The following is a 15,965-nucleotide window of genomic DNA, read 5'->3' as shown; positions in this document are numbered from 1 at the left end:
CGCACAGTGCCCACGTGGACGAGCTGCGGGAGGAGATCCTTTCGGTTCTCCAGGGCATCGCGCCGACCGAGGCCCGGATTCCGATGGTGTCGGCGCTGACGGGCGCGTGGCTGTCGGGCCCGGAGATGGGCGCCGACTACTGGTACGCGTCGCTCCGGGAGACGGTGGAGTTCGAGAGGGCGGTCCGGATCCTGGGCGCCTCCGGGCACGGCGTGTTCGTGGAGGTGTCCCCGCACGCGGTGCTGACCGGTGCGGTGGGTGACGTCGTCGAGGACGTCGAGGGCTCGGTGGTGGTCGGCACCCTGCGGCGCGAGGAGGGCGGCGCCGAGCGCCTGCTGACCTCGCTCGCCGAGGCCTACGTACGGGGCCTTCCGGTCGAATGGGCCGCGCTTCTGGGCGGCGGCACGGTCGTGGACCTGCCCACCTACGCCTTCCAGCGCCGGCGCTACTGGCTCGGCGCCGTGGCCTCCGTCCAGGCCGCCGGCCCGGATACCTCGGTGGACGACTGGCGCTACCGGATCGTCTGGCGGGCGGCCGACGCGAAGCGGGCCGCCACGCCGACGGGGACCTGGCTGCTGGTCGGCGACGGGCCCGACCGGGAGGCGGTCGCGAACGCGCTGACGGCACACGGCGCGAGCGTCGTCACCGTCGCGGGACCGGAGGACGTCGACGCGGAGCTGGCCGAGGGCGTGGCCGGTGTGGTGTCGCTACTGGCCCTGGACGAGACGCCGCTGGCGGAGCACCCGTCGGTTCCGGGCGGTCTGGCCGGGACGGTCGACCTGGTCCGGGTGCTGGTCGAGACCGGGGCCACGGCTCCGCTGTGGGTGCTGACCCGCGGCGCGGTGGCGGTCGACGCCGGCGAGGTGACGACCAGTCCGGTGCAGGCCCAGGTCTGGGGCCTGGGCCGGGCCGTGGGCCTGGAGCACGCGGACTGGTGGGGTGGTCTGGTGGATCTGCCGCCGGTGGTGGACGCCGATGTCGCGGCTCGTCTGGTCGGTGTGTTCGCCGATGGCGGTGAGGACCAGGTCGCGGTGCGGCCGTCGGGTGTGTTCCTGCGCCGGCTGGTGCGGGCTGAGGCCCGGCGTGTGGAGTCGGAGGGCTGGTCGCCGCGCGGCACCGTCCTGCTGACCGGCGGCACCGGATCGATCGGCGTCTGCATCGGCCCGTGGCTGGCCGAGCACGGTGCGCCGAGGGTCGTTCTGACCTCCCGCTCCGGGCCGTCGGCGCACGGCGTGGCGGCGCTGGCCGCCGCCGTGGCGAACGGGGGCTCGGCGGTCGAGGTCGTCAGCTGCGACCTGGCGGACCGGGACCAGGTGATCGGCCTGATGGCCTGGATCGAGAACAATGGCCCCGGTCTGTCCACCGTCCTGCACTCCGCCAACGCGCCCTACCTGGCCCGGGTGGAGGACACCAGCCGGGAGGGGCTGGCGGCGGCACTCGGTGCGAAGGCGGCCGGCGCCGTCCACCTGGACGAGGCGACGGCCGACCTGGACATCGACGAGTTCGTCCTCTTCTCGTCGATCTCGGCGACCTGGGGCAGCAACGACCACGGCGCCTACGCCGCCGGCAACGCCTTCCTCGACGCGCTGGCGGAGGACCGCCGTGCCCGCGGCCTGCCCGGGACGTCGATCGCGTGGGGTGTGTGGAACACCCGCGACTGGGACGCCGTCGACGCGGTGATGGACCAGGCACCCGGCCGGGTGACGCCCCAGCGCCTGCTGCGACAGGGCATGAACTTCCTCGACACGCAGCGGGCGCTGACAGCGCTCGGCGAGGTGCTGGCCGACGACGAGACCTTCATCGCACTGGCGGATGTCGAGTGGGAGAAGTTCGCGCCGGTGTTCACGGCCGCCCGCCCGCGCCCGCTGCTGGACACCATCCCCGAGACCCGGGCCGAGACGGCCGCCGGGGCGGCCGCCGACGAGCGCGGCGAGTTCGCCGCGCGGCTGGGCGGCCTGTCGGCGGCCGAGCGGCGCCGGAGCGTCGTGGAGCTGGTGCGGGCACAGGCGGCCGCGGTGCTGGGCCACGACTCGGCGGACGAGATCGTCGCGACACGGGCCTTCCGGGAGCTGGGCTTCGACTCGCTGACCGCCGTCGAGCTGCGCAACCGCCTGAACACCGTCTGCGGCCTACGGCTGCCGTCCACCGTCGTCTTCGACCACCCGAGCGCGTCCGCGCTGGCCGAGGAGATCCTCACCGCGCTGTTCGGGGCGGAGGGCCCCGGCCAGGTGGTGGCGGTGGCCGCCGCGCCCTCGGAGCCGATCGCGATCGTCGGCATGGCCTGCCGCTACCCGGGCGGCGTGCGCTCGCCGGAGGAGCTGTGGGACCTGATCGCCGCCGGCGGGGACGCGATCAGCGGCTTCCCGGCGGACCGCGGCTGGGACGCGGAGGCACTGTTCGACGCGGACGCCGACGCCGAGGGTTCGACCTACGTCGTGGAGGGCGGATTCCTCAGCGGCGCGGGGGAGTTCGATGCGGGGTTCTTCGGGATCAGCCCGCGTGAGGCGCTGGCGATGGATCCGCAGCAGCGGCTGCTGCTGGAGACGTCCTGGGAGGCCGTCGAGCGCGCGGGGATCGACCCGAAGTCGCTGCACGGCTCCGCGACCGGCGTCTTCATCGGCGCGGCCCCGTCTGGCTACTTCGGCGCGGTCGGGGACGAGGCCGGCGTACAGGCCCACCTGATCACCGGGAACGCGCTGAGCGTGCTCTCCGGCAGGATCGCCTACTCCCTGGGCCTGGTCGGCCCGGCGATGACCGTGGACACCGCGTGCTCCTCCTCGCTGGTGGCGATGCACCAGGCGGTGCAGGCGCTGCGGTCGGGCGAGTGCACGGTGGCGCTGGCCGGCGGTGTGACGGTGATGGCCGACCCCGGCGAGTTCGTCGGCTTCTCGCGCCTGCGGGCGCTGTCCTCCGACGGCCGCTGCAAGGCCTTCGGCGAGGGCGCGGACGGCATGGGCATCGGCGAAGGCGTCGGCATGCTGGTGTTGGAACGGCTGTCGGACGCCCGTCGCAACGGGCACCAGGTGCTCGGCGTGCTCCGCGGAAGCGCCGTCAACCAGGACGGTGCGTCCAACGGCCTGTCCGCGCCCAACGGCCCGTCGCAACAGCGCGTGATCCTCTCCGCGCTGGCCAATGCCCAGCTGTCGGCGTCCGACGTCGACGCGGTCGAGGCCCACGGCACCGGCACCACGCTCGGCGACCCGATCGAGGCGGGCGCGCTGCTGGCGACGTACGGCCAGGGACGCGCCGGGGACCGGCCGTTGTGGCTGGGGTCGGTGAAGTCGAACATCGGGCACGCGCAGCAGGCCGCGGGTGTGGCGGGTGTGATCAAGATGGTGATGGCGCTGCGGCACGAGGTGCTGCCGAAGACGCTGCACGCGGACGAGCCGTCCTCGCACGTGGACTGGGAGGCGGGCAACGTCCGTCTGCTGCAGGAGGCGGTGGAGTGGCCGGCGGGTGAGCGGCCGCGCCGGGCGGGCGTGTCGGCGTTCGGGATCAGCGGCACCAACGTCCACGTGATCGTGGAGGAGGCCCCGGCGGCCGTCGAGGCGGCGGTTGAGCCGCTCCCGGCGCTTCCGGTGCTGACCGGTGGGACGTCGGTGTGGCGGGTTTCCGGTCGTAGTGCGGCGGCGCTGGCCGGGCAGGCCGGTCGGCTGCGTGAACATGTGCTGGTGCGGCCGGAGTTGTCGGTGGGAGACGTCGCGTGGTCGCTCGCGACGACGCGATCGGTGTTCGAGCACCGGGCCGTCGTGCTGGGCGGCGAGCGGAGCGAGTTCGCGGAGCGTCTGGCGGCGGTGGCGACGGGGCAGCCGGCGGCGGGTGTGGTGACCGGGTCGGTGGCGGCCGCTGGTGTGGGGCGGACGGTGTTCGTCTTCCCCGGTCAGGGGAGTCAGTGGGTCGGCATGGGTCGCGAGCTGGCGGAGTCGTCGCCGGTGTTCGCGGCGCGGCTGGCGGAGTGTGCTGAGGCCCTGGCGCCTTATGTGGATTGGCAGTTGGACGATGTGCTGGCTGGGCGCCATGGCTTTGAGGCCGCTGATGTGGTGCAGCCGGCGCTGTGGGCGGTGATGGTGTCGCTGGCCGCGGTGTGGGAGGCGGCGGGTGTCGCTCCGGACGCGGTGGTCGGCCACTCGCAGGGTGAGATCGCCGCCGCGGCGGTGGCCGGGATTCTTTCCCTGGACGATGCCGCGAAGGTGGTGGCTCTGCGGAGCAAGACCCTGAAGGCCCTTGCCGGTCGTGGTGGGATGTTGTCGGTCGCGGAGCCGGTGGCGGGTGTCCGGGCGCGGATCGCTTCGTACGGTCCCCGGTTGTCGGTTGCGGCGGTGAACGGTCCGTCGGCGACGGTCGTGTCCGGTGACGCGGACGCGCTGCGTGAACTGGCGGACTCCTGTGGGGATTCGCCTCGTGCCCGGATGATTCCCGTGGACTACGCGTCGCACAGTGCCCACGTGGATGAGCTGCGCGAGGAGATCCTCTCGGTTCTCCAGGGCATCGCGCCGAGCGAGGCCCGGATCCCCATGGTCTCGGCGCTGACCGGCGCGTGGCTGTCCGGCCCCGAGCTGGACCCGGCGTACTGGTACGCGTCGCTTCGGGAGACGGTGGAGTTCGACCGCGCCGTGCGCATTCTCGCCGATGCGGGGCACGGTGTGTTCCTGGAGGTGTCGCCGCATCCGGTGCTGACCCCGGCGATCGCAGACAGCCTGGAGGAGCGCTCTCCGGTCGTGGTGGGCACGCTGCGACGTGACGAGGGTGGCGCGCAGCGTCTGCTGACGTCGTTCGCCGAGGCCTATGTGCGGGGGCTCCCCGTCGACTGGGCTGGGCTCGTGGGCGGTGGTTCGACGGTGGACCTGCCGACGTATGCGTTCGAGCACCGTCACTACTGGCCGGAGGCGGTGGCCGAGGTTGCCGAGGGTTCCGTCGTCGATGCCGAGTTCTGGGCGGCGGTCGAGGGCGGGGACGCCGACGGCCTGGCGGCGGTGTTGAACATCGATGGTGACCGGTTGGGCGAGGTGCTGCCGGCGCTGGCCGACTGGCGGCGCCGTGAGCGGGCCGGGTCGGCGGTCGCGGGCTGGCGGTACCGGGTGTCGTGGGTGCCGGTGAGCGAGTCCGGCGGGGTCCTGGCCGGAACGTGGCTGCTGGTCGGGGAGTCCCCGGACGCCGCTGCGGTTGCGGAGGCGCTGGAGTCCCACGGGGCGACCGTGGTCCGCTCGGCTCCGGATGGCGTCGCCGACGCGGTGGCCGCGTGCTCCGATCTGCGGGGTGTGGTGTCGCTGCTGGCGTTGGACGAGTCGCCGGTGGGGGCGTTCCCGCTGGTTCCGGGTGGTCTGGCGGCGACGGTCGCGCTGGTTCGGGAGCTTGGCCGGCTCGGTGTGTCCGCTCCGCTGTGGGTGGTCACGCGGGGTGCGGTGGGTGCGGTCGCGGGTGATGTGGTGCGGCCGGTGCAGGCGCAGGTGTGGGGTCTGGGTGCTGTGGCGGCGTTGGAGTTGGCGGGTCGCTGGGGCGGGTTGGTCGATCTTCCTGCTGTGGTGGACGCCCGCGTCGGTGCGCGGTTGGTGTCTGTGCTGGTCGGCGATGAGGATCAGGTGGCGGTGCGTGCGGGCGGGGTGGTGGCGCGGCGGTTGGTGCGTGCCGGTCGTCCGGTCGTGGGTGAGGTGTGGTCGCCGCGTGGTTCGGTGCTGGTGACGGGCGGTACGAGTGGTGTGGGTGCGATCACCGCCCAGTGGGTGGCGGATCGTGGTGCGTCGCGGGTGGTGCTGACGTCCCGTTCGGGTCCGGGTGCCGCCGGTGTGGCGGAGTTGGCGGCGTCGATCGCGGCTCGTGGTTCGGCGGTGCAGGTGGTGGCGTGCGACGTCGCCGACCGGGCCTCCGTGGCGGGGCTGCTCGACTCGATCGATGCGACGGGCCCGGCGTTGTCGTCGGTGGTCCACTCGGCGGGTGTCGGTGACCGTAGGCCGGTCGAGGAGATCGAGCCTTCAGACCTGTACGGGCTGCTGTCGGCGAAGGTCGGTGGCGCGATGGTGTTGGACGAGTTGACGGTGGGTCGGGATCTGGACGCGTTCGTGTTGTTCTCGTCGGGTGCGGGTGTGTGGGGCAGTGGTGGCCTGGGTGGTTACGCGGCGGCGAACGCGCATCTGGACGCGTTGGTGGAGGACCGTCGTTCCCGGGGTCTGGTGGCCTCGTCGGTCGCGTGGGGTCTGTGGTCCGGTGTCGGTATGGCCGCGAGCTCGGGTGGTGAGCGGTTGCGTGAGTTCGGGATGGAGGGTATCGACGGGCGTCGGGGCATGCTGGCGTTGGGTCAGGTCCTGGACGCGGGTGAGGGTGCGATGGTGGTGGCCGGTTTCGACTGGTCGCAGTTCGTGCCGACGTACACCCTGCACCGGGCGAGCCGTCTGCTGGCGGACCTTCCCGAGGTGCGTGCCGTCCTGGCCGCCGAGGCCGCCGTCGAGTCCGCGACGGAGGAAGTCGGCGAGTGGGCGGGCCGGTTGGCCGGCATGCCGGTCGCTGAGCAGCGTCAGGTCCTGACCGACCTGGTGCGGGGTCACGCGGCCGCGGTCCTCGGCCACGAGTCGGCGGACGACGTGCTGCCGCAACGCGCGTTCAAGGAGCTGGGCTTCGACTCCGTCGGAGCGGTCGAGCTGCGGAACCGCCTCTCCAAGGTGCTCGGTGTCAAGCTGGCCTCCACGATGGTCTTCGACCACCCGAACGCCACCGCCCTCGCGGACTACCTGCGGGGCGAACTCGTCGGCACCGCTGGGCAGACGGCCCAGGCCGACGGTGCGGTCCAGGTCGTGGCCGCGGCGATCGGCGAGCCGATCGCGATCGTCGGCATGGGGTGCCGGTACCCGGGCGGGGCGGTCGGCCCCGAGCAGTTCTGGAGCATGGTGGCCTCCGGCACCGACACCATCGGAGGCTTCCCGACCGACCGCGGGTGGGACGCCTACGAGGAGGAGTTCGGCAAGGGCCAGGAGTACCGGCGGCAGGGCGGATTCGTCCATGACGCGGCCGAGTTCGACGCCGGGTTCTTCGGGATCAGCCCGCGCGAGGCCCTGTCGATGGACCCGCAGCAGCGGCTGCTGCTGGAGACCTCGTGGGAGGCCATCGAGCACGGCGGGATCGACCCGAAGTCGCTGCACGGCTCGGCGACCGGCGTCTTCGTCGGCGCCAACTTCTCGGGGTACAGCTCGGTTCTGCCCGTCGAGGACACCAGCCTGGACGGCTACCGGCTGATCGGGAACGTGACCGCTGTCCACTCGGGCCGGATCTCGTACTGCCTGGGCCTGACCGGTCCTGCTCTGACGGTGGACACGGCGTGCTCGTCCTCGCTGGTGGCGATGCACCAGGCGGTGCAGGCGCTGCGGGCCGGCGAGTGCTCGATGGCGCTGGCCGGCGGCGTGGCGGTGATGGTCTCGCCGGCCGCCTTCATGGAGTTCGCCCAGCAGGGCGGTATGGCGTCCAGTGGCCGGTCGAAGGCGTTCTCGGACGAGGCCGACGGCATCGGCTGGGGCGAGGGCGCCGGCATGGTGCTGCTGGAGCGTCTCTCGGACGCCCGGCGCAACGGGCACCAGGTGCTGGCGGTGATCCGCGGCAGCGCGGCCAACCAGGACGGTGCGTCGAACGGTCTGGCGGCGCCGAACGGGCCTTCGCAGCGGCGGGTGATCCGCGCGGCGCTGGCGAACGCGCAGCTGTCGGCGGCGGACGTGGACGTGGTCGAGGCGCACGGGACGGGCACGACGCTGGGTGACCCGATCGAGGCGCAGGCGCTGCTGGCGACCTACGGGCAGGCCGAGGACCGTGCCGCCGACCGGCCGTTGTGGCTGGGGTCGGTGAAGTCCAACATCGGGCACTCGCAGTGCGCGGCCGGCGTGGCCGGTGTGATCAAGATGGTGATGGCGCTGCGGCACGAGGTGCTGCCGAAGACGCTGTTCGCCGATGAGCCGTCCTCGCACGTCGACTGGGAGGCGGGCAACGTCCGTCTGCTCCAGGAGGCGGTGCAGTGGCCGTCGGGTGGGCGCCCGCGCCGGGCGGGTGTGTCGGCGTTCGGTGTGAGCGGCACCAACGTCCACCTGATCGTCGAGGAAGCGCCGGCCGCGGCGGTCGAGGCCGTGCGCCCGGCGGAGCAGCCGGCGCCGGAGGTCCTCGGGACCGCGCCCTCGGTGTGGACGGTGTCCGGTCGTAGTGCGGCGGCGCTGGCGGGTCAGGCGGGTCGGCTGCGTGAACATGTGGTGGCGCGGCCGGAGTTGCCGGTCGGCGATGTGGCCTGGTCGTTGGCGACGACGCGTGCGGCGCTGGAGCATCGGGCCGTCGTGCTCGGTGGCGAGCGGGGCGAGCTCGCGGCGGGTCTGGCGGCGGTGGCGACGGGGCAGCCGGCGGCGGGTGTGGTGACGGGGTCGGTGGCGGCCGCTGGTGTGGGGCGGACGGTGTTCGTCTTCCCGGGGCAGGGGAGTCAGTGGGTCGGGATGGGGCGCGAGCTGGCGGAGTCGTCGCCGGTGTTCGCGGCGCGGCTGGCGGAGTGTGCTGAGGCTCTGGCGCCTCACGTGGACTGGCAGTTGGACGATGTGCTGGCGGGCCGGCATGGTTTCGAGGCCGCTGATGTGGTGCAGCCGGCGCTGTGGGCGGTGATGGTGTCGCTCGCGGCGGTGTGGGAGGCGGCGGGTGTCGCTCCGGACGCCGTGCTGGGTCACTCGCAGGGTGAGATCGCCGCCGCGGCGGTGGCCGGGATTCTGTCCCTGGACGATGCCGCGAAGGTGGTGGCTCTGCGGAGCAAGACCCTGAAGGCCCTTGCCGGTCGCGGTGGGATGCTGTCGGTCGCGGAGCCGGTGGACGGTGTCCGCGCCCGGATCGCCCCGTACGGTTCCCGTCTGTCCATCGCGGCGGTGAACGGTCCGTCGGCGACGGTCGTGTCCGGTGACGCCGACGCGCTGCGCGAGCTCGCCGAGTCGTGTGGGGATTCGCCGCGTGCTCGGATGATTCCGGTGGACTACGCGTCGCACAGCGCGCACGTGGACGAGCTGCGCGAGGAGATCCTTTCGGTTCTCCAGGGCATCGCGCCGACCGAGGCCCGGATTCCCATGGTGTCCGCGCTGACCGGCGCGTGGCTGTCGGGTCCGGAGATGGGCGCCGACTACTGGTTCGCGTCGCTCCGGGAGACGGTGGAGTTCGAGAGGGCGGTCCGGATCCTGGGCGCCTCCGGGCACGGCGTGTTCGTGGAGGTGTCCCCGCACGCGGTGCTGACCGGTGCGGTGGGCGACGTCGTCGAGGACGTCGAGGGCTCGGTGGTGGTCGGCACCCTGCGGCGCGAGGAGGGCGGCGCCGAGCGCCTGCTGACCTCGCTCGCCGAGGCCTACGTCCAGGGCGCGCCGGTCGACTGGGCGACGGTGCTTGGTGGTGGTGAGCGCGTCGGCCTGCCGACGTACGCCTTCCAGCGCCAGCGGTTCTGGCCGGAGCCGCGCACCCCGCAGCGGGCCAGGGCGTTGGTGGACGACTGGCGCTACCGGATCACCTGGCAGCCGGCCACCGGGAGCGGCCCGGCGGTCCTGTCCGGGCCCTGGCTGCTGGTGGGGGACGCGCCGGACGCCGGTGTGATCGCCGAGGCGCTGGCGAGTTGTGGTGCCGAGGCCGTGCGGACGACGTTGGCGGGCCTCGATGCGGCCATCGCCGGTGCCGGTGCGGATGTCCAGGGCGTGGTGTCCCTCCTGGCCCTGGACGAGTCGCCGGACGCCGAGTTCGGGTGGGTCCCGCGCGGCAGCGCCGACACCCTCGACCTGGTGCAGGCGTTGGGCCGGGCCGGTGTCACCGCCCCGTTGTGGGTGCTGACCCGCGGCGCGGTGCAGGTCACGGACGGCGAGGTGACGACCAGTCCGATCCAGACGCAGGTCTGGGGCCTGGGTCGTACGGTCGGTCTGGAGCATGCGGACCGCTGGGGCGGTCTGGTCGACCTGCCGCCGGTGGTGGACGCCGATGCCGCGGCTCGTCTGGTCGGTGTGTTCGCCGATGGCGGTGAGGACCAGGTCGCGGTGCGGCCGTCGGGTGTGTTCCTGCGCCGCCTGGTGCGGGCCGAGGCCCGGCGTGTGGAGCCGGAGGGCTGGTCGCCGCGCGGCACCGTCCTGCTGACCGGCGGCACCGGATCGATCGGCGTCTGCATCGGCCCGTGGCTGGCCGAGCACGGTGCGCCGAGGGTCGTTCTGACCTCCCGCTCCGGGCCGTCGGCGCACGGCGTGGCGGCGCTGGCCGCCGCCGTGGCGAACGGCGGTTCGGCCGTCGAGGTCGTCAGCTGCGACCTGACGGAGCGTGCGCAGGTCACGGCGATGGTGTCGTGGATCGAGAACACCGGCCCCGGCCTGTCCACCGTCCTGCACTCGGCGAACACGCCGTACCTCTCGCGGGTCGAGCACACGGGTCACGAAGGCCTGGCGGCGGCACTCGGTGCGAAGGCGGCCGGCGCTGTCCACCTGGACGAGGCGACGGCCGACCTGGGCATCGACGAGTTCGTGATGTTCTCCTCGATCTCCGCCACCTGGGGCAGCAACGACCACGCCGCGTATGCCGCCGGGAACTCCTTCCTGGACGGGCTCGCGGAGGACCGTCGCGCCCGTGGCCTGCCGGGGACGTCGATCGCGTGGGGTGTGTGGAACACCCGCGACTGGGACGCCGTCGACGCGGTGATGGACCAGGCGCCCGGCCGGGTGACCCCGCACCGGTTGTTGCGGCAGGGCATGAACTTCCTGGACACGGAGCGGGCGCTGACGGCGCTCGGCGAGGTGCTGGCCGACGACGAGACGTTCATCGCGGTCGCGGATGTGGAGTGGGAGAAGTTCGCGCCGGTGTTCACGGCCGCGCGCCCGCGTCCGCTGCTGGACACCATCCCCGAGGCGCAGGAGGACACCGCCCCTCGTACGGTCGACGAGCAGCGCAGCGAGTTCGCCGCCCGCCTGGCGGGCCTGCCGGTGGCCGAGCGGCGCCGGAGCGTCGTGGAGCTGGTGCGGACGCAGGCGGCCGCGGTGCTGGGCCACGACTCGGCGGACGAGATCGTGGCGACGCGGGCGTTCCGGGAGCTGGGCTTCGACTCGCTGACCGCCGTGGACCTGCGCAACCGCTTGAATGCGGCCGTGGGCGTCCGGCTGCCGTCCACGGTGATCTTCGACCACCCGAGCGCGTCGGCGCTGGCGGATGAGATCCTGGCCGCGCTGTTCGGGTCGGACTCGGACGAGGACCAGACGGTGACGGCGGCGGCGGTGTCGACCGATCCGATCGCGATCGTCGGCATGGCCTGCCGCTACCCGGGCGGCGTGCGCTCGCCGGAGGAGCTGTGGGACCTGATCGCCGCCGGCGGGGACGCGATCAGCGGCTTCCCGGCGGACCGCGGCTGGGACGTCGACGCGCTGTTCGACCCCGACCCCGACGCCGAGGGCTCGACCTACGTCGTGGAGGGCGGATTCCTCAGCGGCGCCGGGGAGTTCGACGCCGGGTTCTTCGGGATCAGCCCGCGCGAGGCGATGGCCATGGACCCGCAGCAGCGGCTGCTGCTGGAGACCTCCTGGGAGGCCGTCGAGCGGGCCGGCATCGACCCGAAGTCGCTGCACGGCTCGGCGACCGGCGTGTTCATCGGCGCGGCCGCCTCCGGCTACATCGGAGTGCTGGGCGACGAAGCGGAGGCCCAGGCGCATCTGATCACCGGGAACGCGCTCAGCGTGCTGTCCGGCCGGGTGTCGTACACGCTGGGCCTGAACGGGCCCGCGGTGACCGTCGACACGGCGTGCTCCTCCTCGCTGGTGGCGATGCACCAGGCGGTGCAGGCGCTGCGGTCGGGCGAGTGCACGGTGGCGCTGGCCGGCGGTGTGACGGTGATGGCCGACCCCGGCGAGTTCGTGAGCTTCTCGCGCCTGCGGGCGCTGTCGGCCGACGGCCGCTGCAAGGCCTTCGGCGAGGGCGCGGACGGCATGGGCATGGGCGAGGGCGTCGGCATGCTGGTGCTGGAGCGCCTCTCGGACGCCCGCCGCAACGGGCACCAGGTGCTCGGCGTGGTGCGCGGCAGCGCGATCAACCAGGACGGTGCGTCCAACGGTCTCACGGCGCCGAACGGTCCGGCTCAGCGGCGGGTGATCCGTGCGGCGTTGGCGAGTGCGCAGCTGTCGGCGGCGGACGTGGACGTGGTCGAGGCGCACGGGACGGGTACGGAGTTGGGTGACCCGATCGAGGCGCAGGCGCTGCTGGCGACCTACGGGCAGGCCGAGGACCGTGCCGCCGACCGGCCGTTGTGGCTGGGGTCGGTGAAGTCGAACATCGGGCACGCGCAGCAGGCCGCGGGTGTGGCGGGTGTGATCAAGATGGTGATGGCGCTGCGGGCCGGCGTGCTGCCGAAGACCCTGCACGCGGACGAGCCGTCCTCGCACGTCGATTGGGAGACGGGCAACGTCCGTCTGCTGCAGGACGCGGTGCAGTGGCCGGCGGGTGAGCGGCCGCGCCGGGCGGGCGTGTCGGCGTTCGGGATCAGCGGCACCAACGCGCACGTGATCATCGAAGAAGCTCCGGTCGAGGCGGAGGCGCCCGTCGACAGTGACAGTGGGAGCGTCGTGCCGGTGCTGTCGGGCGATGTCCCGGCGTGGGTGCTGTCCGGGCGGGACACCGAGGCACTGGCGGGTCAGGCCGGTCGGCTGCGTGAACATGTGCTGGCGCGGCCGGAGTTGCCGGTCGGCGATGTGGCCTGGTCGCTGGCGACGACGCGTGCGGCGCTGGAGCATCGGGCCGTCGTGCTCGGTGGCGAGCGGGGCGAGTTCGCGGAGCGTCTGGCGGCGGTGGCGACGGGTCAGCCGGCGGCGGGTGTGGTGACCGGGTCGGTGGCGGCCGCTGGTGTGGGGCGGACGGTGTTCGTCTTCCCCGGTCAGGGGAGCCAGTGGGTCGGGATGGGCCGTGAGCTGGCGGAGTCGTCGCCGGTGTTCGCCGCGCGGCTGGCGGAGTGTGCTGAGGCCCTGGCGCCTTATGTGGACTGGCAGTTGGACGATGTGCTGGCGGGCCGGCATGGCTTTGAGGCCGCTGATGTGGTGCAGCCGGCGCTGTGGGCGGTGATGGTGTCGCTGGCCGCGGTGTGGGAGGCGGCCGGTGTCGCTCCCGATGCGGTGGTGGGTCACTCGCAGGGTGAGATCGCCGCTGCCGCCGTCGCGGGGATTCTCTCCCTCGACGATGCCGCGAAGGTGGTGGCTCTGCGGAGCAGGACCCTTAAGGTGCTGGCCGGTCGCGGTGGGATGCTGTCGATCGCGGAGCCGGTGGACGGTGTCCGCGCCCGGATCGCTTCGTACGGTTCCCGTCTATCGGTGGCGGCTGTGAACGGTCCGTCGGCGACGGTCGTGTCCGGTGACGCCGACGCGCTGCGCGAGCTCGCCGAGTCGTGTGGGGATTCGCCGCGTGCTCGGATGATTCCGGTGGACTACGCGTCGCACAGCGCGCACGTGGACGAGCTGCGCGAGGAGATCCTCGCCGTCCTCCAGGGCATCACGCCGACCGAGGCTCAGATCCCCATGGTCTCGGCGCTGACCGGCGCGTGGCTGTCCGGCCCCGAGCTGGACCCGGCGTACTGGTACGCGTCGCTGCGGGAGACCGTCGAGTTCGAGCGGGCGGTTCGTCTGCTGGGTGAGTCCGGGCACGGGGTATTTCTGGAGGTGTCGCCGCATCCGGTGCTGACGCCGGCGATCGCCGACAGCCTGGAGGAGCGCTCCCCGGTCGTCGTGGGCACGCTGCGACGTGACGAGGGTGGCGCGCAGCGTCTGCTGACTTCGCTCGCCGAGGTGTACGCGCAGGGTCTCCCGGTCGACTGGGCCGCCGTACTCGGCCGCGGTTCGACGGTGGACCTGCCCACCTATGCCTTCCGCCACCGTCACTACTGGCCGGAGGCGGACCGCAAGCGCGCGGACGTCACGGTGGCCACCGGTGCGGAGGCGGGTTTCTGGACCGCCGTGGAGAGTGGTGATGTCACGGCGCTCGCCGATCTGCTCGGGGTGGACCCGGCGGATGCCGCGCTGGGCGCGCTGACCGACTGGCGGCGCCGTGAGCGGGCTGGGTCGGCGGTCGCGGGCTGGCGGTACCGGGTGTCGTGGGTGCCGGTGAGCGAGTCCGGCGGGGTGCTGGCCGGAACGTGGCTGCTGGTGGGGGAGTCCCCGGACGTCGCTGCGGTTGCGGAGGCGCTGGAGTCCCACGGGGCGACCGTGGTCCGCTCGGCTCCGGATGGCGTCGCCGACGTGGTGGCCGCGTGCTCCGATCTGCGGGGTGTGGTGTCGCTGCTGGCGTTGGAGGAGTCGCCGGTGGGGGCGTTCCCGCTGGTTCCGGGTGGTCTGGCGGCGACGGTCGCGCTGGTTCGGGAGCTTGGCCGGCTCGGTGTGTCCGCTCCGCTGTGGGTGGTCACGCGGGGTGCGGTGGGTGCGGTCGCGGGTGATGCGGTGCGGCCGGTGCAGGCGCAGGTGTGGGGTCTGGGTGCCGTGGCGGCGTTGGAGTTGGCGGGCCGCTGGGGCGGGTTGATTGACTTGCCGGCTGCCGTGGATGCGCGTACGGGTGCGCGGCTTGCGTCCGTCCTGGTCGGCGATGAGGACCAGGTGGCGGTGCGTGCGGGCGGGGTGGTGGCGCGGCGGTTGGTGCGTGCCGGCCGTCCGGTCGTGCGTGAGGTGTGGTCGCCGCGTGGTTCGGTGCTGGTGACGGGCGGCACGAGTGGTGTGGGTGCGATCACCGCCCAGTGGGTGGCGGATCGTGGTGCGTCGCGGGTGGTGCTGACGTCCCGTTCGGGTCCGGGTGCCGCCGGTGTGGCGGAGTTGGCGGCGTCGATCGCGGCTCGTGGTTCGGCGGTGCAGGTGGTGGCGTGCGACGTCGCCGACCGGGCCTCCGTGGCAGGCCTGCTCGACTCGATCGACGCGACGGGCCCGGTGCTGTCGTCGGTGGTCCACTCGGCGGGTGTCGGTGACCGTAGGCCGGTCGAGGAGATCGAGCCTTCAGACCTGTACGGGCTGCTGTCGGCGAAGGTCGGTGGCGCGATGGTGTTGGACGAGTTGACGGCGGGTCGGGATCTGGACGCGTTCGTGTTGTTCTCGTCGGGTGCGGGTGTGTGGGGCAGTGGTGGCCTGGGTGGTTACGCGGCGGCGAACGCGCATCTGGACGCGTTGGTGGAGGACCGTCGTTCCCGGGGTCTGGTGGCCTCGTCGGTCGCGTGGGGTCTGTGGTCCGGTGTCGGTATGGCCGCGAGCTCGGGTGGTGAGCGGTTGCGTGAGTTCGGGATGGAGGGTATCGACGGGCGTCGGGGCATGCTGGCGTTGGGTCAGGTCCTGGACGCGGGTGAGGGTGCGATGGTGGTGGCCGGTTTCGACTGGTCGCAGTTCGTGCCGACGTACACCCTGCACCGGGCGAGCCGTCTGCTGGCGGACCTTCCCGAGGTGCGTGCCGTCCTGGCCGCCGAGGCCGCCGTCGAGTCCGCGACGGAGGAAGTCGGCGAGTGGGCGGGCCGGTTGGCCGGCATGCCGGTCGCTGAGCAGCGTCAGGTCCTGACCGACCTGGTGCGGGGTCACGCGGCCGCGGTCCTCGGCCACGAGTCGGCGGACGACGTGCTGCCGCAACGCGCGTTCAAGGAGCTGGGCTTCGACTCGGTCGGAGCGGTCGAGCTGCGGAACCGCCTCTCCAAGGTGCTCGGTGTCAAGCTGGCCTCCACGATGGTCTTCGACCACCCGAACGCCACCGCCCTCGCGGAGCAGATCCTGCGCGAGTTCATCCCGGAGCAGGCCGCTCCGGAGGGTGATTCGGACGAGCTGGCCCTCAGGGAGGCCATCTCGGCGATCCCGCTGGCCCGCATCCGGCAGGCCGGCCTGCTGGACCTGCTGCTGCAACTAGCCGATCCGGCCCAGGACAACGGCGCGGGCAGTCGAACGGATGCGGAATCCATCGACGGCATGGACGCCGAAGACCTCATTCGCATAGCCCTCGATGGCAAAGACTCCTGA

The 15,965-nt window shown here is 72.9% G+C and carries 1 protein-coding gene (only partly in view); it reads left to right on the top strand.

Annotated elements, in window-relative coordinates; translation table 11 throughout:
* A protein-coding gene (locus ACZ5GH_RS06400; protein WP_464333681.1) for a type I polyketide synthase crosses the window boundary here: on the top strand, positions 1-15,965 show its 3' portion. 2,314 nt of this gene lie to the left of the window's left edge; only the last 15,965 of its 18,279 coding nucleotides appear in the window; the start codon falls outside the window, past its left edge; its stop codon occupies positions 15,963-15,965.

Source organism: Kitasatospora sp. Xyl93, assembly GCF_055383135.1.
This window is presented reverse-complemented; position numbering and strand designations above follow the sequence as displayed.